The following is an 18,563-nucleotide window of genomic DNA, read 5'->3' as shown; positions in this document are numbered from 1 at the left end:
CGATGTCTTTCACAATCTTGGGGGTGCGCAACGTGCGCGTACAAGAGATGGCCGGTTTCTAGTCTACCGGCATCTTTCGGTTTAGTTTTTGGGTTTGAAACCGCGGTGGAGGGCCACAATACCGCCGGTAAGGTTGCGATACTGCACGTCCTGCCAGCCGGCCTCACGGAAGTGGCGCGCCAGTTCATCCTGGTTGGGCCAGGCAAGAATGGATTCAGCGAGGTAGACATAGCTTTCAGGGTTGGATGAAACTGCCCGTGCCACCGGTGGAATCAGCTTCATGATGTAATTGCGGTAGACCAGGCGGAAGGGAGTGAAGGTGGGGGTGGAGAATTCGTTAATCACGATGCGTCCGCCAGGTTTGGTCACTCGGTAAAGTTCACGAAGCGCCTGAGGGTAGTCAGCCACATTGCGTAGCCCGTAGGACATGGTGACGGCGTCGAATTCCTCGTCGGCGAAGGGTAGGTTGGTGACATCTGCCTGAACAAACTCGATGTCAGGGCGGCGGCGCCGGCCCACTGCCAGCATTCCTTCTGATAGGTCAGCAGCAACAACCTTCACCCCAGCGTCGGCAAAAGGCTCGGAGGAAGTGCCGGTGCCGGCTGCAATATCCAATACCTTTTGGCCGGGACGGGCGTCTACGGCGGCGACGGTTTGTTGGCGCCAGTATATGTGCTGACCCAGCGACATAATGCCATTCATCAGGTCATAGCGTTCAGCTACCTGGTCAAACATTGAAGAGATGTCAGTGGTCTTTTTGTTAAGGTCTGCTCGGTTCACCCTGCCATTCTTTCATGTTTGCTCCTAAAGCTCATGCTGGTTATGGCGGGGGCTTAAAGAATCTTGGAGGTGGTGGGGGAGTCTTTGGTTACTGATAGGTCATATGGTGTGAGGTAGGATATTTAAATATAGCTATGTATATTCATGCATTATCTTGAATTTTTACTCAGCTACAGGCACAATAGGACATCAGATACTGCTTTATGCCCACACTTTTTAAGGACACCTCATGAAGAAAGCACCCTTTGCCCTCGCTGCGGCAGCCCTGATGTTGACTGCTTGCGGAACCAGTGGCGGTACCACTGAATCCGGCATCTCTCTCATTGCAGAGGGCAAGCTGACTGTCTGCACCAACCCTCCCTACGCCCCCTTCGAATACGAAGAGAACGGCAAGATTGTAGGTCTGGACGCTGACATCGCCGCGGCTATTGCTGAAGACCTCGGCGTCACTTCAGAAATGTTCAGCACGTCTTTTGAGGGAATCCAGTCGGGCGTTGCACTGTCCTCAGGGCAGTGTGATTTAGCACTTTCAGGTATCACCATCACCGAAGAACGCAAGAGCGTTATGAACTTCACCGAGGCTTATGTCGATGACAACCTCGCTGTGCTGGTTCCGTCAGGTTCATCCATTACCGGTGCTGCTGACTTGTCAGGCGCCAAGGTTGGCGTGCAGCAGGCAACCTCCGGTGAAAAGTACGCCCAGGACGCCGGTGCTAATACCCTGCAGTACGAAGACAACGGTCTTCTGCTGCAGGCTGTGCAGACCGGCCAGGTAGATGCCGTAGTCGGTAACATCACCGTGCTCTCAGAAATGCTGACCAGCGATGAGACTCTCACTGTTGTTGAAGAGATTGAAACCGGTGAGCAGATTGCTGGTGCGGTTGCTACCGAGAATTCAGATCTTCTTGAGGCTGCCAACAAGACCTTGGCAGCTATGGAAGAAGATGGCCGTATGGCCGATCTTCGTGAGAAGTACCTGGGTATTTCTGAGTAAACTGGTTCTCATACTCTGAAGCAAGGACGCCGCAGAACGGGTTTCGCGCGAAACCCGCGCTGCGGCGTCCTGCCCTTTATCCATATTTGACCTGCCAACGAACGGAAAACTTGATCATGGCACTGTCACCCCGGCAGAAACAAAACTACTGGCGCTACTCGCAGTATGCGCTGCTGGCTCTGATTGCAATCGTGCTGGTGATTGTCGCGGACTGGGGCACCCTGCGCGATAAAGTCTTCAACCCAGACATTATTGCCCACCAGTTCCCGGGCGTTATCACGGTAGCCCTCAAGAACACCCTTATCTATACCGCGCTGGGTTTCGTGGTGGGGCTCAGCCTGGGTGTGCTGCTGGCGTTGATGAAGATTTCTTCCATTGCACCATACCGCTGGATATCCACACTTTACATTGAGCTTTTCCGCGGTCTACCCGCCCTGCTAGTCTTCATTGCTTTTGGCTACGGTATTCCGTTGGCATTCGGTCTGCGTCTCAACAACTACGTCACGGTTATGCTTGCTTTAGGTATGGTCTCAGCAGCCTACATCGGTGAAGTGCTACGTGCCGGCCTTGAGGCAGTGCCCAAGGGTCAGTATGAGGCTGCCCGCTCATTGGGTATGGGGCACTCCCGCGCTATGATGACCGTTATCATCCCCCAGGCCTTCCGTATTGTTCTGCCCCCGTTGACCAACGAAATCATCCTGCTCACCAAGGATTCCTCCCTGGTCTACCTGCTGGGCATGTCTGTGGCCCAGTACGAACTCACCAAGTTTGGGCGTGAGGGCATTTCAGCTAGCGGCGCTGGTCTAACACCCCTGGTCGTAGCGGGCGCTTGCTATCTTATTATTACCGTTCCCTTAGGGCTGCTTGCCCGCCACTTCGAGAAGCGTGCTGGCGCGCGTTCCCGTAAGTAAATTCGGTTCAGCTCTACGTCTAAGGACACCTCATGACATCACATTCTGCTCCCGCCTCAGTCACTATCAAGGATCTGCACAAGTCCTACGGTGAAGTTGAAGTGCTCAAAGGTATTGATATCAACGTCAGCCCCGGTGAAGTGGTCTGTCTCATCGGCCCATCTGGCTCGGGTAAATCCACCCTGCTACGCTGCGTCAATCTTCTGGAGACTCCCAACTCAGGCCTGATCGAAGTTGCGGGTCACTCGGTTACTGACCCGGACGTAAATATCGACAAGATGCGCACTAATGTGGGCATGGTCTTTCAGCAATTCAATCTTTTCTCCCACCTCACCGTGCTTGAAAACTGCACCGTTGCTCAGATCAAGGTGCTGAAACGGTCCAAGGCTGAAGCTCAGAAGATTGCCCTCGAGAACCTCGAAAAGGTGGGCCTAGCTGACAAGGCAGGCCGCCACCCCGATCAGCTCTCGGGCGGTCAGCAGCAGCGCGTGGCTATCGCCCGTGCCCTGTCCATGGACCCCCAACTCATGCTCTTTGACGAACCGACCAGCGCCCTGGACCCCGAAACCGTGGGGGATGTACTCAGCATTATGCGCCAGCTCGCCGCCGAGGGGATGACCATGATTGTGGTGACCCACGAAATGGCCTTCGCCCGCGACGTCGCTGACCGCGTGGTCTTTATGGACGGTGGTGTTGTTGTTGAAGAGGGTCCCGCCCATGAGGTCATCGGCAACCCCCAGCATCAGCGCACTCAGCTTTTCCTCTCGCGCGTACTCAACCCCACCGCCCAGTAAAAAGCGGGGCACACGCCCTGAAACCTCCCAGCGCCGGCTAGATTTTTCTCAGCCGGCGCTGTGCTTTTAGGACCTGTACCGAATCAGCGATAAAGAAGGCGGCAGCCACCCAGATCAGTATGAAGCCAGCCCAGCGGCCAGTATTGAGCGTCTCGTGAGTAACGAAAAGAGCCAGCACGAACTGCATGGTGGGGGTCAGATATTGAACCATGCCAAGCATCGAGAGTGGCACCCGGGAAGCTGCCCCGGCAAACATTAAGAGGGGGACGGCGGTGACCAAGCCTGAGGCTGCAAGAATCCAGAAGTGGGCGGTTCCCTGCGTGAAGAGAGTGAGCTGATCGGTGGCTGCGAAATGCCAGATAATAAAAATGGCAAGGGGTGAGAGCAGTAGAGTCTCAACGGTCAGTGAGACAACCGCTGGAACGTTTCCAGCCTGTTTTTTTAGCAGACCATACAGACCGAAGCTAAAAGCCAGCCCCAATCCCAGCCAGGGCACAGACCCGTAGAAGAAACACATGACGAGCACTGCTAGAGCTGCTATAGCGATACCGGCCCACTGCAACGTCCTCAGCTTTTCGCCTAGAATTACTACCCCCAGAGCTACCGAGACGATGGGGTTGATGTAGTAGCCCAAAGATGCTTCCATGACATTTCCACTGGTGGTTGCAATGATGTAGAGCAACCAGTTAGCAAAAATAAGCAGCCCCGCAATTCCCAGTAAGAGAAGGGTGCGCGGTCTGGCTAGCACCCTGCGAAGCGCTGGGTACTGGCGGGTGAGCGGCACCAAAATTGCGCAGAAAAGCAGGCTAAAGAGCACTCTCTCCGCCACGATTTCAAAGGGTGTGGCTGGGGCAGTCAGTAAGAAATAGAGTGGGAAAACACCCCAAATAAGGTAGCAAAGAAAAACATAGATTACCCCGCGGTTTGCAGGCTCTTTGCTCTCTGGGTGCGTCATGATTCCTGGTCTTACGCGGGGCAGAGAAGGGGCGGTAACACCTGTGTAGTGCTACCGCCCCATCTGGATGGTGGTGGTTTAGAGACCGAAGAAGCGGCTGAAGAAGCCCTTCTTCTCTTCCTTAGGCTGAGGCTTAGTTGCAGCCTCAGCGCGTTCGGCTTCAAAGTCAGGTGCTGCGCCTGCCAGGCGAATGTCGCCACCTGCCTGCTCCGTAGCCTGATCCTGGTTTGTTTCAAGATCGCCAGCAGCCAGCGAACCTGCGGTCTGCTCGGTCTGAACGGACTCTCCCTCGGAAGTCAGCAGCTCATTATCTTCATCTTCGGTTGCGGTGACGATGTCCTCATCAGCAATGGTGCTGGTAGTGACACGGCCGGGCTGAGCATCCTCGGTGGGCTCTTGATCAAAGGGCTGGTCAGCGTTGGGGTAGACGCGGTCGGTTGATACCGTACCCTCCACCTCTTCAGCCTTCGCCTTTTCTGCTGCACGAGCTTCAGCCTCAGCAAGTGCCTGCAGACGAGCTTCTTCAGCTGCCAGTTCCTCAGCCTCGGCTAGACGGGCAGCCTCGGCACGGGCCTCGTCTTCACGGGCGGCTTCTTCAGCAGCTGCCTGAGCCTGCGCTTCGCGTGCAGCCATTTGCTCAGCTGCTTCAGCTGCAGCTAGGCGCTCAACCTCGTCACGCTCGGCGACGAGCTGTTCCCTCTGGTCCTGAGCGGCTATAGCCAAGCGGGCCAATTCATCTGCTCCAACGGTAGGCTCGGCAGCTTCAATCCCTGAGATCTTGCCTTGATCAAACCAGAGGCGCAGCGCGCCGTCGGTAGCAGTAATGACAGCAGTTGCTTCGGTGTCCCACGCAATGTGGGCACCGCGTAGCTTGGCATAGGAATCTACGGCGCGCAGGTGGTTCACAGCAGTACCAGTTTGTAGAGCCTGCGCCATGACCTGACCCATACGGTTAACGGTGGGGGCATCGAGTTCTAGCTGTGACCCCTCTAGGAGAATCCAGGCACGCACACCTGCACCGGCGGTAACCGGGTAGTGCGCGTAAGCCCCGGTCAGGGTCTTAGCTGCCAGAGTGAGCTTACGAGCCAGACCCTCGTCCAAGGGGAGCTCATCGGTGGTCAGTTCGGAAATACCGTGTTGTGCGCCGCCAGTACGAGTCTGCACTGCCGCTGAGACCACGCGCTCGGGGAAATGCCCGAGCTCCTGCCAGGACCAAATCCAGGAACCGCGGTTCTCTGACTCTGTGCCGAGCAGATAGGGGGTCAGGGTGACGGAGTCATCAGACTGGAGGGTGAATGACGGTGCAGAGAAATCCACCGTCCATTCTGCGCCTCCTGAAATTTCAGCAAGGCGGGCCTGGTATTCGGTGGAAATAAAGATTGAATCGTCAATCAGATCCTGCAGTGTTGTAGTCATAGCCTTAAGGCTAACAACTGTTGCCGGGTTGGTGCACATTTTCTGCTACAAGACGTCCACTATTTACTACTTTCTTTATCTGCTCAGCAGTGAGCTGTGAGAAGAGCCAAAGACCTGGTGCTTACTTTCTTGGTTTAATGGGAGGTAAGAAGTGAAGAGCGGGCTTCACGAGAACCCCGCAAACCAAGGAACAGGTACTGATGAGTATGTCTGAAACCCGCCCCTGCTATAGACCAGAAGATCGCCCCGCCATGGTGCAGGAGGCCTTAAACGGTATTGGTAGCTGGATGCTGGGTGCGGCACGGCTGGAACCGGGCTGGGATGAGCTGACGCTAGATATAAAACCCTTATCTGACGCTATTTTTGTGAGAATCACCGAGTCGAGGGGCGGTCAAGATTACGTAGGGTCTACAGGGCCGGTGAAGCAAGACAGCCCGGTGGTCGCTGATATTGAAAAACTTCAGCATGCTGCTTTCGTTGAGGGGCAGGGCAGCTGGTTCACCGCATCGGTAGTGGTGATTGCTACCGGTTGGCCCTCGCCCCAGTATCAGATTGGGGCCTCCTATGATTACTCCCATGAACCTCAGGACTGGGGTGGTGAAGGAGGCCTGACCGGCAGGGATATTCGTTCCCACCTTAAGACCTTCCCTCGTTCCGAAGGTCAGCTGCCGCAGTGGGCAGCCACCCGTCTAGCCGGACGTCGCGGTTTGGGGATAGCTGATGCCCCCGCTGCATCCGGGGTAGACGAAGTGAACCCTTACCTCAACTCGGCCCTACAAGCATTTGCTGCCCAGCGCAGCGAGGCAGCGCTCGCTAACGTGGTAAGGGCATGCGAGGGCGGCAACGTCGTTATGGATATCTCGCAGAGCACTACGTCGGATAACGGTGCTCTCCAGGTGCGCTACCAGGTATTGAGCTTAACGAACGGCTTGAAAGCTCTCACGGCCTACTCCTCACCTGAACAGGCGAAGAACGCTGCTGCAAGGTTGGGTGGGGGAGACCTGCGGCTACAGGTAGAGCCTGCCATGAAAGTTTTCTTGCAGGTAGTCCATGATGAGGCCATTGATGTGCTGGTGCTTGACCCCCAAACACCGCAGGAGTGCTTTATTGAAAAAGCTCAGCTCCAGTGGGCAGTGAGCACCCCGCACAACGAGCCGGCCAAGAGGGCGCTGGTTGAAGGTGATATGCGCAGTCTGCTCACCGCTTTAGGGGCCCCTGCCTCAGTTCTTCTCATGGGAGTGCGTCAAGGTGATACCGCTGGCCGCCCCGTGGTGATGCGCAATGATGGCGCTGAGGAAGGAAAAACGGCTTTGGTCTTTACCTCAGCCACCGAAATAGCTGCCTTGGATCCCTCACTTGAAGTGCGCACCGCCCCGGCGATGGAGGTATTGAAACTGCTCGCAGCGGGTGATGCTGATCGGGTGCGCATCAACGCGCTTAACCCGCATGCAACTCTGCCTATGCAGCAGGTTCGAGAACTTATTTCAATAGTAGAATCTCAGTAGTTCATGATGCTTTTGGTCAGGAGTCTCTCATGACTGGTGCCCTGCGTGCCCTCGGCTTTTTTGTTGCTCGGCATGCCCGAGCGACGGTGTCAGTATGGCTGCTCCTTTTAGTGTTGGCCGGTGTTGGAGCACTGACCCTGTCCAAAGGCGCCACTGCCCAGTACACAATTCCCGGTGCAGCTTTTACAACGGTCCAAGAGGATTTACAGGCTAAGATTCCTGAAAAAGGAGTCGCTAGAGGCCAAATCATCATTGAATCGTCCACAGGCTTTTCACCGAATCAGCGCGAAGCGGTTGCAGATGCGCTTACCTCAGCCGCTGAATTGCCCGATATCGCCGGTGTGCTTGACCCCTTCATTACTGCTGAGAAAAGAGCTGACGCCGAGGAGGGCCTGGAGGCCGCCCGGCCTCAGCTTGCGGAAGCTCAGACCCAGCTAGAGCAGGGTAAGGCTGCTGCTGCCGTAGCTCGCTCAGCATTGCCGGAAGGGCTCAGCGAAGAGGCTATCGCAGACATTGCCCCGGAATTGCTGGCCCAGGAAAAGGAACTTGAGCGGGCGGAAGTCAATCTCAAACGGGAAGAAGACAGCCTAGTAACGGGCGAGCGTGAGCTAGCCCTCGCCGGTGAAACAGATACCATCAGCGCTGATGGTACAGCTGCCCTCGTTACCCTCGCTTTGAGTAAGGACCCTAACTCGCTGACTCCCCAAGAGCGAGAAAATATCTTTGCGGCCTTTAATGTTCTTGAAGATCAGGGGATGACGGTCAACTACAGCTATGAACTGGCTTCGGATGTTTCTGGTGTGGTTGGAGCCTCAGAAGCACTCGGCCTAACGGTCGCTTTCTTGGTTCTGCTCGTTACACTCGGAACGGTTCTAGCGGCAGGTTTGCCTCTGATTCTCGCGCTTGTAGGTGCGGGCGTGGGAGTTGGGTTCGTCTATGCCAGTACAGCTTTTGTGGGAATGACAGCGACTGACCCGGTGCTAGCTCTGATGCTAGGGCTGGGCGTAGGCATTGACTATGCCCTGCTCATCCTTTACCGCTTCCGCGAGGAACTCATATCGGGCAAGGGCGTACAAGAGGCGGTTGCAGATGCCAACTCAACTGCGGGGCATTCGGTGCTTTTTGCGGGTCTCACCAACATTATTGCGCTTGCGGCCCTGACCCTTACAGGCCTACCTTTTCTCTCCATCATGGGATTGGCCGGAGCCTTCGCTGTAGCCCTGGTTATTACTTCTTCTCTTACACTCGTTCCCGCTGTACTCTCGCTTCTGGGCTACCGTGTACTCACTAAAAAACAGCGGGAGACCGCGAGCTGTTCCCAACCAGCTCACAAGGACACTCAGCATCTGCCCCAAAATCGTAGGGAGGCAATTGCCCAGCTAGAGAGTGCCCGCGGTGGCTGGGGAGGCTTCGTCACCCGCCGCCCGGTGAGCATGATTCTGCTATCACTGGCAATCTTGCTCATTGCCATTATTCCCACCGCCTCGCTCCGTTTGGGTCTGCCCGATGGCTCCTACCAAACGCCGGACTCCACTGCCTTTGCCGCCTACAATTCCATCAGCGAGCACTTTGGCGAAGGGGCTAATGGCCCTATCTACGCGAAGGTTACTCTTGCAGTACCCACTGACGAGGATCGCCTGCGGGCTGTCGCCCTTGATGTGGCCGACCGGCTCACGACTAAGGACATCGATAGCATAGCAATTGGGGCAATCAGCAAAGACCAAAGCACCGCCCTCCTAGCCTTCTTCCCGGCAGAGGGACCTAGCGCCGATAGCACTGCTGAGACCGTGCACTCCATGGTAGAGAAAATAGAAGCCACGGAGAAAGCAACTGCTACGACTGTAGGGTTAACAGGTCAAACTGTCGCTAACCTTCAAATTTCAGAGCGCATCTCCAGCTCAGTGCCACTTTACCTGTGTGTAGTTATTAGCCTCTGCCTCGTTCTTATGGCTTTTGTTTTCAGGTCCCTGCTGGTGCCGCTCATGGCAACAATCGGCTTTTTGCTTTCTACCCTGGCGTCTTTTGGCGCTGTGGTGGCTGTCTACCAATGGGGATGGCTGGGGGATTTCTTCGGGGTCACTCAACCCGGCCCCATCCTGGCCTTTCTGCCCATCTTACTGATCGGCATACTCTTCGGGCTGTCGGTGGACTATCAGATTTTTATCGTCTCAGGCATGCGAGACGCTCACAGGGCTGGACATCTTGCGCAGGACGCCGTTTTGCTGGGGTACCGTCAGGGCGGCAGAGTCGTTACCGCCTGTGGGGTGATTATGATTGCCGTATTCGCCGGCTTCATATTCTCTCATCTTACGGCGGTACGGCCCATCGGCTTCGCCCTAGCGCTTGGAGTGGCCATGGACGCATTCCTGATTCGTACCACCTTCATTCCTGCCACCATGTACCTTCTAGGGGAGAAGGCCTGGTACTGGCCTTTCGGGGCAAAAGAAGGAGGCACGCAGGAAGAAAGTCCCAAGCATGTAGCCCAATAGGTTACGGATCCACAGCCTTGAATCAAAGCTCACGGGTGATTCAAAACTGTGTTAGAAATCCGCTGACCCTTAGCGTGCCTGCTGGTCCGCTAGCTCAGCTGCTGATTTGCTCTGACAACTGGTGCAGATACCCTGATAGAGGACGTCCGCGCTCAGCAAAGTCATACCGTTGAGGCTTTGGGGGGCCAGGCAAGGCGCGCTTCCGATGGCGCAATCGACATCCTCAATCCTGCCGCATCTAATACAGACTGCGTGGTGGTGATTATCGCCGGTTCTGGTTTCGAAGAGAGCAGCAGACCCCGGGGGATCAAACTTGCGCAACATATTGATATCCGTTAAATCAGCTAGGACTACGTAGACCGACTGCACGGTGATATGAGGAAGCTCTACTCTTACCGCTTTGACTATGGTATCGGCTGTAGAATGCGGGTGCTCGTGCACCGCTGTGAGAACAGCGAGCCTTTGCTTGGTAACCCGCCTACCTTTGGACCGAAGCTGGGCTGACCATCTTTCGTGATGGGCGCTCGCTGGCGCTGGGGTGTAACCAGGAAGGTGGTGGCAACCGTCTGCTGATGAGGTGTCATTGTAAGAGGTCATCCCCCCACTTTAAGCTTGTTCAGAATATTTCACAATAAGCGGCGTATGTGGATCGAGTTTTGACTTTGGCGGTAGTTTTTCTGTGAATCCCGGCTTTCTGAAGCTATCTCCAGAGAGATTGCTGTGCGTAAGCACTCTTCGTAACATCCCCTAAGGTGCTATTTTGCCTTGTCAGATGCTATAAGAAAAAAACTTTACAAAAAAATTATTCTTTTTCTGAATTTTCGCGTCATGTTTTACCCTAAAACCACTCTTTATCTATGACAGTACAAAACTGTCACTGAGCAGACCGGTGCTATTACTAGTCAGATGGCCCGGAGGCTCGGTTTCTCTGTGGTCTTGGGAAATCACAGAGATAGTAATAGCGGACAACATATGTGCAAAGGTCATGGAGACCAGCGCACTTGGGGCGGAAGACCTTAGCTGTACTGGGAAGCAGTTAAGGAACGAAGCTTGGTAGCATCCCCCGATGCTACCCGGGAGGCTACCTCCGCTGAAAAGAACGGTAGCCCCCCACACCTGACAGGCATAGTAAGTGCAGGGCCGTTCGCGGGCTCTGCATCGTACATGCTCGCTACATTAGAACTAGAGAAAAAGAGAGCAACAGGTAACACGACCGTTCGCGGGTGGTGATACCAGTAAGCGCTTGAACTGCATACTGAAAAGACCTACAAAGCCTAAGAGGAAAGAATGCTATCGCAAGCGTTCAGCCCGGAATACCGCGTGGTGTGTTCTGGCTCTAGGGTCGCAATAGTTTGGCTAAGGCCCGGGGCCTTAGCCAAACTACTTTTTTATCTACATCACTCTTTTGCTGTGACATTTTATTGAGTCTCATTTGTCGATAGACTGAAAGACAGCCCCTTTTTGACTAGGCGGGGCGTGTCTTTGATGGGGAGCTTTTATGCCGCAGCGTAACGCCACTACTACGGCGCATAGCGGGCCGTCTGATGAACTGTTGCTATCTGATATCCGTGAAGGGAAGCTGGATTCCTACGGTATTTTGTACGAGCGCTACGTCAGCATGGCCCGGGCCGTCGCTATCAAACATACTTCTAACCCCACTCTGTCAGAAGATATTGTTTCTGAGGCCTTTGTTCGCATACTCCAGGCGCTCAAAAATGGTAAAGGCCCCAAGACATTTATGGGCGGTTACCTAGCGACCACTATCGCCCACCTGGCAGCTGAAAACGGGCTTATTCGTCAGAAAGAAGTTCCCAGTGAGGATAACTACCTCGAGTCAGCTAGCTCCATAGATGAAACGGTGCTCCACCTGAATGACTCCGATGAGCTTATTGCCGCCTTCACATCCCTGCCCGAACGGTGGCAGACAGTTTTGTGGATGACCGAGGTTGAAGCAAAGAAGCCGCGCGAGGTCGCCATGAGCCTCAACCTTTCAGCCAATGCTGTGTCAGCTTTAGCTACCCGTGCCCGTGAGAGCCTTAGAGAAGGGTTTTTGAAGGCACATCAAAATGTTCCTAAAACCCGTGAATGTGAACAGTACGGCTCGCACCTCAGCTCCATGGTTCGGGGGTCCCTCACCAGGAAGCGCACCGAAGCACTTCGGGTTCACCTAGCAGAGTGTAGCTACTGCACCTCTGAATACCTCACGCTATCCGGAATCAACAAGTCAATGCGTGTGTGGGTTTTTCCCGTTTTGGCCGGGCTACTGCCGATAGTTACCGACAGCTCACGCGTGTTAGTACCCTTCCTTACCGGTGCTACAGCCACCGGCGTAACCGCCGGCGGCAGCGCGTCGCAAGGCGGAATGAATATGAAGCCTATTCCGCGTCACCCAACACTTGCAGGTACCGCCGCCGTTATCACCGCTGTGCTCGCTCTTGTGGGAGGCATCGTGATGGTCGGCGATTCACCCGTAGGTGATTCTGCCGAATCCACCACAGATTCCCAAGTGACACAGGGCCTCTCGATGCCTCAGGCTAACGAAGTATCAGACTCTGGCGTCAATCAAGACAAGGGGGGAGCAGAAAACGACGCTGCTGGTGCCAGTGCTGCTGACAAGGCGCGGAGCCAGAATGCAAGCTCGGATAGATCTGACCGGTTTTTAGCTGATGGAGCAAGCAACCCTGAGGTAGCCCTAGCTTCACAAAGACTAGATGGGGCGGTTGGGGCACCGTCGCTCGAAGAAGATGTTGTCAGTGAATCCTCTGATGAATCTTCTGTTGGCAGTGCAGATGATGCTGGGGGAAGCAGCGGCACTTCCTCAGAGGAATCCTTGGGGGTTTCGGATTCGTTAGCACCCGGTCCGCAACTAGAGCAGGAACCCGCGAGAGATGGAGATGGAACTCCATCTAATGAAGGATTACCTGGCAATGCGGAAGATAACGGGGCGGTTATTGATCCTTTACCTCCGGCGGTTTCAGATGAGCCCGGTAATCCCATTGATCCTGCTGATCCCACCAATCCGATTGCCCCCCTGCCGCCAGCAGAACCGGTCGAGCCTGCCGAGCCTGCAGAACCGGTCGAACCGGTCGAACCTGCCGAACCGGTCGAACCTGCCGAACCGGTCGAGCCTGCCGAACCGGTCGAACCTGCCGAACCGGTCGAGCCTGCCGAACCGGTCGAGCCTGCCGAACCGGTCGAGCCTGCCGAACCTGCCGAACCGGTCGAACCTGCCGAACCGGTCGAACCTGCCGAACCGGTCGAACCTGCCGAACCTGCCGAACCGGTCGAACCGGTCGAACATGCCGAACCTGCCGAACCTGCCGAACCTGCCGAACCTGCCGAACCTGCCGAACCGGTCGAACCGGTCGAACCTGCCGAACCGGTCGAACCTGCCGAACCGGTCGAACCTGCCGAACCGGTCGAAGCGGTCGAACCTGCCGAACCTGCCGAACCTGAGGAACCCATTGAGCCAGCTACCCCGGCTGATCCTAACGATTGGGTAGGAACCCCTGAATACCAAGAATTTATGCAGAGTGTGCCCTGGGATGCCTTTGATCAGCCCATCGCCGGCAACAGTCTTTGCATCATTCATTATTCGGTCTGGAATGAACAAACATTCTTTATAACCTATATCCCCCAGATAGTTTTGGAGCACCCCCATGCCATCTATATTCTTAAGGAATTTTTTGGTTTACCCTCTATTGATTTGATGGCGTGCTAGCGCTAAAGGTATGGGCTGGTCGTCAGCGGCCTATGGGTTGATAGCCCTCAGCTGACAAGTTCCCTCAACGGAGTGATAAGGTTTATTCTTTAATAAAGACCGGCACGCTGGCGGTCATCAATAGCAGAAAGGCTAAAAGTGCAGCACCACCACAATAACGGCCTAAAAACGGCGCTACTCCTGGGCTCCATGATTGGCTTCTTGCTCCTCATCGGCGCTGGTCTCGCGGCCTTCACGCGTAGTTCAATTTGGATTCTGCTGTTCGGTTTGCTGGGTGTCATTACCGTTGCCTACACCTACTGGAACTCCGATAAGCTGGCTATTAAGTCGATGAAGGCCTACCCCGTTACCCGAGAACAGGTACCAGGTCTTTACTCCATTGTTGAGGGACTTTCAGCTAAAGCCGGCCAGCCTATGCCACGCCTTTACGTTGCCCCCACAATGACCCCTAATGCCTTCGCTACGGGCCGTAACCCGCAGAATGCTGCTGTGTGCTGCACCGAGGGCATCCTCCAGCTTCTAGATGAGCGCGAAATGCGAGGGGTTTTAGGGCATGAACTGATGCATGTTTATAACCGTGATATTTTGACCGGTTCTATTGCAGCGGCGGTTGCCTCGGTGATTGGTACGGTAGCCAATTTCGCTTCATTTGGCATGATATTTGGTGGCGGCGGCAATAACGAAAACCGTAGTGGTGGTCTTCTCTTCTCACTGCTGATCGCCCTCTTTGCACCTCTAGCTGCCGGTGTCATGCAAATGGCTATTAGCCGTACTCGTGAATACGATGCTGATGAGGACGGCGCGCAACTGACCGGTGACCCGCTGGGGCTGGCTTCTGCTCTGCACAAACTTGAAAACGGCATTTCACGCTATCCCATGAACCCGAATAACCGGCAGGTGGCGGGAACTGCCTCCCTGATGATTGCCAATCCCTTTCGCGGGGGTAGCGTGAAGAACATGATGTCTACTCACCCGCCCATGGCTGACCGCATTGCTCGTCTTGAAGCGATGGCTCGGGGGAACGGTCAGCTCTAAGCTCTCGGCACTCTACTTCTAATAAAACCAACCCCTGCCGGGCAAGCCCGGTAGGGGTTGTGAGGTTCTGCGAGGCTAGGCCAATTGACCTTTAGCGGTAGTTCATGAACTGAAGATCTACCTCAAGGTCAGCACCCTTTAGCAGTGCGATAACGTCCTGCAGGTCGTCGCGAGATTTTGAGGTAACGCGCAACTCATCACCCTGGATGGTAGCTTTAACGCTCTTAGGGCCTTCATCGCGGATAAGTTTCGTGATTTTTTTAGCCTGGTCTTGGGCGATACCTTCTTTGATAGAAGATTCGATACGGTATTCCTTGCCAGATGCATAGGGGTCACCGGCGTCCAGAGATTTGAGCGAGATGCCACGTTTGACCAGTTTGGACTGGAAAACATCGAGCACAGCTAGGGCTCGCTCCTCTGAATTAGCCTTAATGAGAATTTTCTCGCCCGAGAAATCAATCTCAGCGCCAACGCCGCGGAAGTCGTAGCGCTGCGCTACTTCTTTTTGAGCTTGGTTGAGCGCGTTAGAAATCTCTTGTTTATCAACCTTAGAGACAACGTCGAATGATGAATCGCTAGCCATGAGCGCGCCTTCTTTCGTGGATAGATAGAGCGGTATAAACCCCACGGGTGCGGGGTGGTGTTACCTATAACGGTACCTTGTCTTAGGGTCTTCTCGCTCAGAATATAAATCGTTATGAAACTGTCACTAAATTCTCAGGAAGGATTAACCTTGATGGACGAAGATGGGAGTATGTTCGAAAACAGAAAAGAGATACGGGCACCCCACGGGAACAATGCACCGTCATCTGCCCCGCTCGCTGAAATGAAGGTGAGCGAAGAACAGGTTCAACGCGACTACAAAAACCTAATTGCTGAACTTGACCAGGAGAGTTTCTCTCAAGAGACTGAACCTCTAAATTTTGCGCCTAGTCTTGGCTCAACACTCTATGTTGAAGCGCTCCGCGCACGCTTTGAAGGTGTCAAAGAAAATCTCGGTCGTGAAATTCTCAGCGGTATGTGCACCGTGGAGCAGGCTTATACCTATCTTGAAAACATGGAGATTTCGCTCTTGCTCGAGCAAGAGCTCTTTCTCACGGTTACCTCCTAAAACAGTTGCCCAAGCCTCTGGTTTCGTAGGCTTAGTCACAGATATCATCTGGAGTTTGCAAACTCTGCAAAGGCGTGTAAAGTATTCTACTGTTCGCTCAAACGAACGGTTCAAGAAATTGAACACGGCAGATTACCCGAGCGGCCAAAGGGGGCTGACTGTAAATCAGCTGGCATTGCCTACGGGGGTTCAAATCCCTCATCTGCCACAAACAATCCCGGTTCTTATGAACCGGGATTTTTTGTTTAAACTTCTCCTTTACTCATCGGGTAAGGGCTACCGGTGCTACACCAGAATCTCAGGCGTTTACTCAAAGTTAATATAGATAGAACCCTCCGTAATCTTGAATGATTCCAGAAAACTGATTTAGAATGGGAGTATGGAAAGCAAGCAAATTACGGAGGCCCTCAGGGGTGCCGGCTTGCGCGTAACTGCCCCTCGCGTAACGACGATTGGCGTGGTCGCTGAGCAACCCCATCTGCAGGCTGATGCCATCGCAGTGGAGGTGCGCAAGCGGCTGGGTTCAGTCTCGACGCAGGCTATTTACGACATTCTCAACGCCCTCACAGGCGCTGGGATTCTGCGACGGGCCGCAGTGGACGGAAGGACATCGCGGTTCGAATTGGATTCAGGGGATAACCACCACCATATTGTCTGCACCGCGTGCGGGCGACTGGAGGACATTCCCTGCTTCGAGCAGGCGACACCCTGCATGCACCCGCCAAAGGGCACGGGCTTCGATGTTAAAATCGCTGAGGTGCTCTTTCGGGGCGTGTGTGCCGATTGTCAAACCCCCTAACACAAGAAGGAGAACGACCTTGAAGTTCGATCCCACCATCCCCTCGACGACCGAAACCGGTGAGCGTCGTCAGTCAGATGCTCACTCACTATCTGTGGGCAATGACGGCCCTCTGTTGCTGCACGACGTAGCTCTGGTGCAGAAGCTAGCACGCTTCGACCGTGAGCGCGTGCCCGAGCGTAGCCCCCACGCTAAGGGGTCCGGCGCATTTGGTGAACTGGAAGTCACCGAAGATGTTTCCCAGTACACCAAAGCAAACTTCCTGCAGCCCGGTCAGAAGACCCGCATGCTGGCACGCTTCTCCACCGTTGCAGGTGAGCTCGGCTCACCCGATACCTGGCGCGATGTGCGCGGTTTCTCGCTGAAGTTCTACACTGAAGAGGGTAACTTCGACATGGTGGGTAACAACACCCCCATCTTCTTCGTGCGTGATCCCATGAAGTTCCCCGACTTCATCCACTCCCAGAAGCGTTTGCCCGATTCAGGACTGCGCGATGGCAACATGCAGTGGGACTTTTGGACTCACTCACCCGAGTCCGCTCACCAGGTCACCTACCTGATGGGCGACCGCGGTCTGCCTGTTAGCTGGCGCCATATGAACGGTTACTCATCCCACACCTACATGTGGGTCAACGAGAGTGGCGAGAAGTTCTGGGTCAAGTACCACTTCCTTACCGATCAGGGCGTAAAGAACTTCACCAACGAAGAAGCTGAAGCGCTCGCTGGTAAAGATGGCGACTACCACCGTCGTGATCTCTTTGACTCCATCAAGAAGGGCGACTTCCCCAGCTGGACCATGTACGTTCAGATCATGCCTTACGAGGACGCCAAGAAGTACCGCTTCAACCCCTTCGACCTGACCAAGACCTGGTCAAAGAAGGACTATCCACGCATCAAGGTAGGACGTTTCACTCTGAACGAGAACCCCGTCAACCATTTTGCGCAGATTGAACAGGCTGCATTCTCGCCCTCCAACACCGTTCCAGGTACCGGCATCAGCCCCGACAAGATGCTCGTCGGTCGTGTTTTCTCTTACCCCGATGCTCAGCGTCACCGCATTGGCACTAACTACAACCAGTTGCCAGTGAACGCTCCCATCAACGCGGTAAACTCGTACGACAAGGAAGGTCACATGCAGTACTTCCACAGCGGCGATGCTCCCGTTTATGCACCCAACTCCTACGGCCGCGGACATCAGAGCAATGACAGCGCTGTTGTAGATAACGGCTGGGAAGCAGATGGTGCCCTGGTGCGCGCAGCTTACACCCTGCACGCTGAGGACGATGACTTCGGTCAGGCACGCACCCTGCTGCGCGAGGTTTACACCGAAGAGCAGCGCGAGCGTATGCTGGACACCCTGGCAGGTCAGGCACCTGACCTGGACGACATCGTCTACCCCCGCTTCATCCAATACTGGAAGAACGTGGATGCTGACTTCGGCGCTAAGCTCGAAGCCCGTGGTCGCGATGGCCAGGGTGGGGATGACCCCGTCGGTGCAGGCGAAGCATAAGCTTCAGCCTTGCTAGCTCAGAAGCCCACCTTCTCAGGGAGAAGGTGGGCTTCTTGCTGGTCGCTGAGAGTTCTTTCAAAGTGAAACCGCTTGGAAAAGCACAGCTAAACCTGTAGCGTGTTTTTCATGGCAACCATTGAAATCACGCAAGAAAACCTCACCCAGAACGTCGAATCATCAGACATTCTCTTTCTCGACTTCTGGGCCGACTGGTGCGGCCCCTGTAAGCAGTTCGCTCCTATCTACGAAGAGGCTTCCCAGAAGCACGAGAACATCACCTTCGGCAAGGTAGATACCGAAGACCAGCAGCAGCTCGCAGCCGCTGCAGGCATCACCTCTATTCCCACCATTATGGGCTTCCGTGAAGGTGTACTGGTTTTCTCTCAGCCCGGCGCGTTGAACGCTCAGCAGTTCGATCAGGTAATCGAAGCCGTTCAAGGCCTCGATATGGCTGAAGTTCACCAGCAGGTCGCTGACGCCGAAAAGGCTCAGGAAGAAAACGCCGAATAAGCTTTCAACAAGTTTTCTGGCCGCCACCGGGTG

At 54.8% G+C, this 18,563-nt stretch carries 16 protein-coding genes and 1 tRNA gene; 12 read left to right on the top strand and 5 right to left on the bottom strand.

The window, feature by feature from the left end:
- Positions 1–81: 81 nt before the first annotated feature.
- The gene (locus VVR27_RS00735) at positions 82–780 is read right to left on the bottom strand and encodes a demethylmenaquinone methyltransferase (RefSeq protein ID WP_346872420.1); all 699 of its coding nucleotides are present in this window, start codon (positions 778–780) and stop codon (positions 82–84) included.
- A gap of 229 nt (positions 781–1,009) precedes the next feature.
- Here VVR27_RS00735 and VVR27_RS00730 point away from each other — a divergent pair, with 229 nt between their 5' ends.
- The 3 genes from VVR27_RS00730 to VVR27_RS00720 all read left to right on the top strand — a co-directional run bounded on the left by VVR27_RS00730 (position 1,010) and on the right by VVR27_RS00720 (position 3,479).
- The gene (locus tag VVR27_RS00730) at positions 1,010–1,774 is read left to right on the top strand and encodes an ABC transporter substrate-binding protein (RefSeq protein ID WP_368546635.1); all 765 of its coding nucleotides are present in this window, start codon (positions 1,010–1,012) and stop codon (positions 1,772–1,774) included.
- 116 nt (positions 1,775–1,890) lie between these two features.
- Positions 1,891–2,685, top strand: coding sequence for an amino acid ABC transporter permease (locus tag VVR27_RS00725; RefSeq protein WP_251379307.1), 795 nt, complete (start codon positions 1,891–1,893; stop codon positions 2,683–2,685).
- A gap of 32 nt (positions 2,686–2,717) precedes the next feature.
- Positions 2,718–3,479: an amino acid ABC transporter ATP-binding protein gene (locus VVR27_RS00720; RefSeq protein WP_251379306.1), complete on the top strand. Its 762-nt coding sequence runs from the start codon at positions 2,718–2,720 to the stop codon at positions 3,477–3,479.
- Between the two features lie 37 nt (positions 3,480–3,516).
- Here VVR27_RS00720 and rarD read toward each other — a convergent pair whose 3' ends face one another.
- Complete coding sequence (gene rarD / locus VVR27_RS00715) at positions 3,517–4,434, bottom strand: EamA family transporter RarD (protein ID WP_251379305.1); 918 nt, start codon at positions 4,432–4,434, stop codon at positions 3,517–3,519.
- A 78-nt stretch (positions 4,435–4,512) separates the two neighbouring features.
- Positions 4,513–5,850, bottom strand: coding sequence for a DUF6882 domain-containing protein (locus VVR27_RS00710; RefSeq protein ID WP_251379304.1), 1,338 nt, complete (start codon positions 5,848–5,850; stop codon positions 4,513–4,515).
- A gap of 200 nt (positions 5,851–6,050) precedes the next feature.
- On the opposite strand from VVR27_RS00710, the gene VVR27_RS00705 reads away from it, so the two are divergent.
- Positions 6,051–7,355: an SseB family protein gene (locus VVR27_RS00705; protein ID WP_251379303.1), complete on the top strand. Its 1,305-nt coding sequence runs from the start codon at positions 6,051–6,053 to the stop codon at positions 7,353–7,355.
- 29 nt (positions 7,356–7,384) lie between these two features.
- Positions 7,385–9,844, top strand: coding sequence for an MMPL family transporter (locus VVR27_RS00700; RefSeq protein WP_251379302.1), 2,460 nt, complete (start codon positions 7,385–7,387; stop codon positions 9,842–9,844).
- A gap of 69 nt (positions 9,845–9,913) precedes the next feature.
- On the opposite strand, the gene VVR27_RS00695 is transcribed toward VVR27_RS00700, so the two are convergent.
- Positions 9,914–10,441 (bottom strand): Fur family transcriptional regulator, encoded by a 528-nt coding sequence (locus VVR27_RS00695; RefSeq protein WP_251379301.1) that lies wholly within the window; start codon positions 10,439–10,441, stop codon positions 9,914–9,916.
- A 901-nt stretch (positions 10,442–11,342) separates the two neighbouring features.
- On the opposite strand from VVR27_RS00695, the gene VVR27_RS11575 reads away from it, so the two are divergent.
- Both VVR27_RS11575 and htpX read left to right on the top strand, forming a co-directional pair.
- Positions 11,343–13,565, top strand: coding sequence for a sigma-70 family RNA polymerase sigma factor (locus VVR27_RS11575; protein WP_409349909.1), 2,223 nt, complete (start codon positions 11,343–11,345; stop codon positions 13,563–13,565).
- Positions 13,566–13,703: 138 nt separating this feature from the next.
- The gene (gene htpX, locus VVR27_RS00680) at positions 13,704–14,600 is read left to right on the top strand and encodes a zinc metalloprotease HtpX (RefSeq protein WP_368546634.1); all 897 of its coding nucleotides are present in this window, start codon (positions 13,704–13,706) and stop codon (positions 14,598–14,600) included.
- Positions 14,601–14,691: 91 nt separating this feature from the next.
- Here the strand turns inward: htpX and VVR27_RS00675 are convergent, their stop codons facing one another.
- Positions 14,692–15,183, bottom strand: coding sequence for a YajQ family cyclic di-GMP-binding protein (locus VVR27_RS00675; protein ID WP_237202342.1), 492 nt, complete (start codon positions 15,181–15,183; stop codon positions 14,692–14,694).
- A gap of 171 nt (positions 15,184–15,354) precedes the next feature.
- On the opposite strand from VVR27_RS00675, the gene VVR27_RS00670 reads away from it, so the two are divergent.
- From VVR27_RS00670 to trxA, 5 genes are all read left to right on the top strand, one after another.
- Entirely contained in the window at positions 15,355–15,711 is a 357-nt protein-coding gene (locus VVR27_RS00670) for a hypothetical protein (protein ID WP_368546633.1), read from the top strand.
- 126 nt (positions 15,712–15,837) lie between these two features.
- Positions 15,838–15,919 (top strand) — tRNA-Tyr (locus VVR27_RS00665).
- Positions 15,920–16,090: 171 nt separating this feature from the next.
- Positions 16,091–16,510 carry a Fur family transcriptional regulator gene (locus VVR27_RS00660; RefSeq protein WP_368546632.1) on the top strand — a complete coding sequence of 140 codons (420 nt, stop codon included), beginning with the start codon at positions 16,091–16,093 and terminating at the stop codon, positions 16,508–16,510.
- Entirely contained in the window at positions 16,452–18,020 is a 1,569-nt protein-coding gene (locus tag VVR27_RS00655) for a catalase (protein WP_409349908.1), read from the top strand. Before VVR27_RS00660 ends, VVR27_RS00655 begins: the two co-directional genes overlap by 59 nt.
- A gap of 126 nt (positions 18,021–18,146) precedes the next feature.
- The gene (gene trxA / locus VVR27_RS00650; protein WP_345444137.1) at positions 18,147–18,530 is read left to right on the top strand and encodes a thioredoxin; all 384 of its coding nucleotides are present in this window, start codon (positions 18,147–18,149) and stop codon (positions 18,528–18,530) included.
- Positions 18,531–18,563: the final 33 nt, after the last annotated feature.

The organism is Rothia sp. LK2492, assembly GCF_040946345.1.
Lineage (GTDB): Bacteria > Actinomycetota > Actinomycetes > Actinomycetales > Micrococcaceae > Rothia > Rothia endophytica.
The sequence above is the reverse complement of the archived record's forward strand: the minus strand, read 5'-3'. Positions and strand labels throughout refer to the sequence as shown.

What these genes read in the sequence shown, in the direction of transcription:
- VVR27_RS00710 (WP_251379304.1), bottom strand. Translation starts at nt 5,850, where the DNA reads ATGACTACAACACTGCAGGATCTGATTGACGATTCAATCTTTATTTCC.
- VVR27_RS11575 (WP_409349909.1), top strand. Translation starts at nt 11,343, where the DNA reads ATGCCGCAGCGTAACGCCACTACTACGGCGCATAGCGGGCCGTCTGAT.
- VVR27_RS00700 (WP_251379302.1), top strand. Translation starts at nt 7,385, where the DNA reads ATGACTGGTGCCCTGCGTGCCCTCGGCTTTTTTGTTGCTCGGCATGCC.
- VVR27_RS00675 (WP_237202342.1), bottom strand. Translation starts at nt 15,183, where the DNA reads ATGGCTAGCGATTCATCATTCGACGTTGTCTCTAAGGTTGATAAACAA.
- VVR27_RS00730 (WP_368546635.1), top strand. Translation starts at nt 1,010, where the DNA reads ATGAAGAAAGCACCCTTTGCCCTCGCTGCGGCAGCCCTGATGTTGACT.
- VVR27_RS00655 (WP_409349908.1), top strand. Translation starts at nt 16,452, where the DNA reads ATGTTAAAATCGCTGAGGTGCTCTTTCGGGGCGTGTGTGCCGATTGTC.
- VVR27_RS00720 (WP_251379306.1), top strand. Translation starts at nt 2,718, where the DNA reads ATGACATCACATTCTGCTCCCGCCTCAGTCACTATCAAGGATCTGCAC.
- trxA (WP_345444137.1), top strand. Translation starts at nt 18,147, where the DNA reads ATGGCAACCATTGAAATCACGCAAGAAAACCTCACCCAGAACGTCGAA.
- VVR27_RS00725 (WP_251379307.1), top strand. Translation starts at nt 1,891, where the DNA reads ATGGCACTGTCACCCCGGCAGAAACAAAACTACTGGCGCTACTCGCAG.
- VVR27_RS00705 (WP_251379303.1), top strand. Translation starts at nt 6,051, where the DNA reads ATGAGTATGTCTGAAACCCGCCCCTGCTATAGACCAGAAGATCGCCCC.
- VVR27_RS00670 (WP_368546633.1), top strand. Translation starts at nt 15,355, where the DNA reads ATGTTCGAAAACAGAAAAGAGATACGGGCACCCCACGGGAACAATGCA.
- VVR27_RS00660 (WP_368546632.1), top strand. Translation starts at nt 16,091, where the DNA reads ATGGAAAGCAAGCAAATTACGGAGGCCCTCAGGGGTGCCGGCTTGCGC.
- rarD (WP_251379305.1), bottom strand. Translation starts at nt 4,434, where the DNA reads ATGACGCACCCAGAGAGCAAAGAGCCTGCAAACCGCGGGGTAATCTAT.
- VVR27_RS00695 (WP_251379301.1), bottom strand. Translation starts at nt 10,441, where the DNA reads ATGACCTCTTACAATGACACCTCATCAGCAGACGGTTGCCACCACCTT.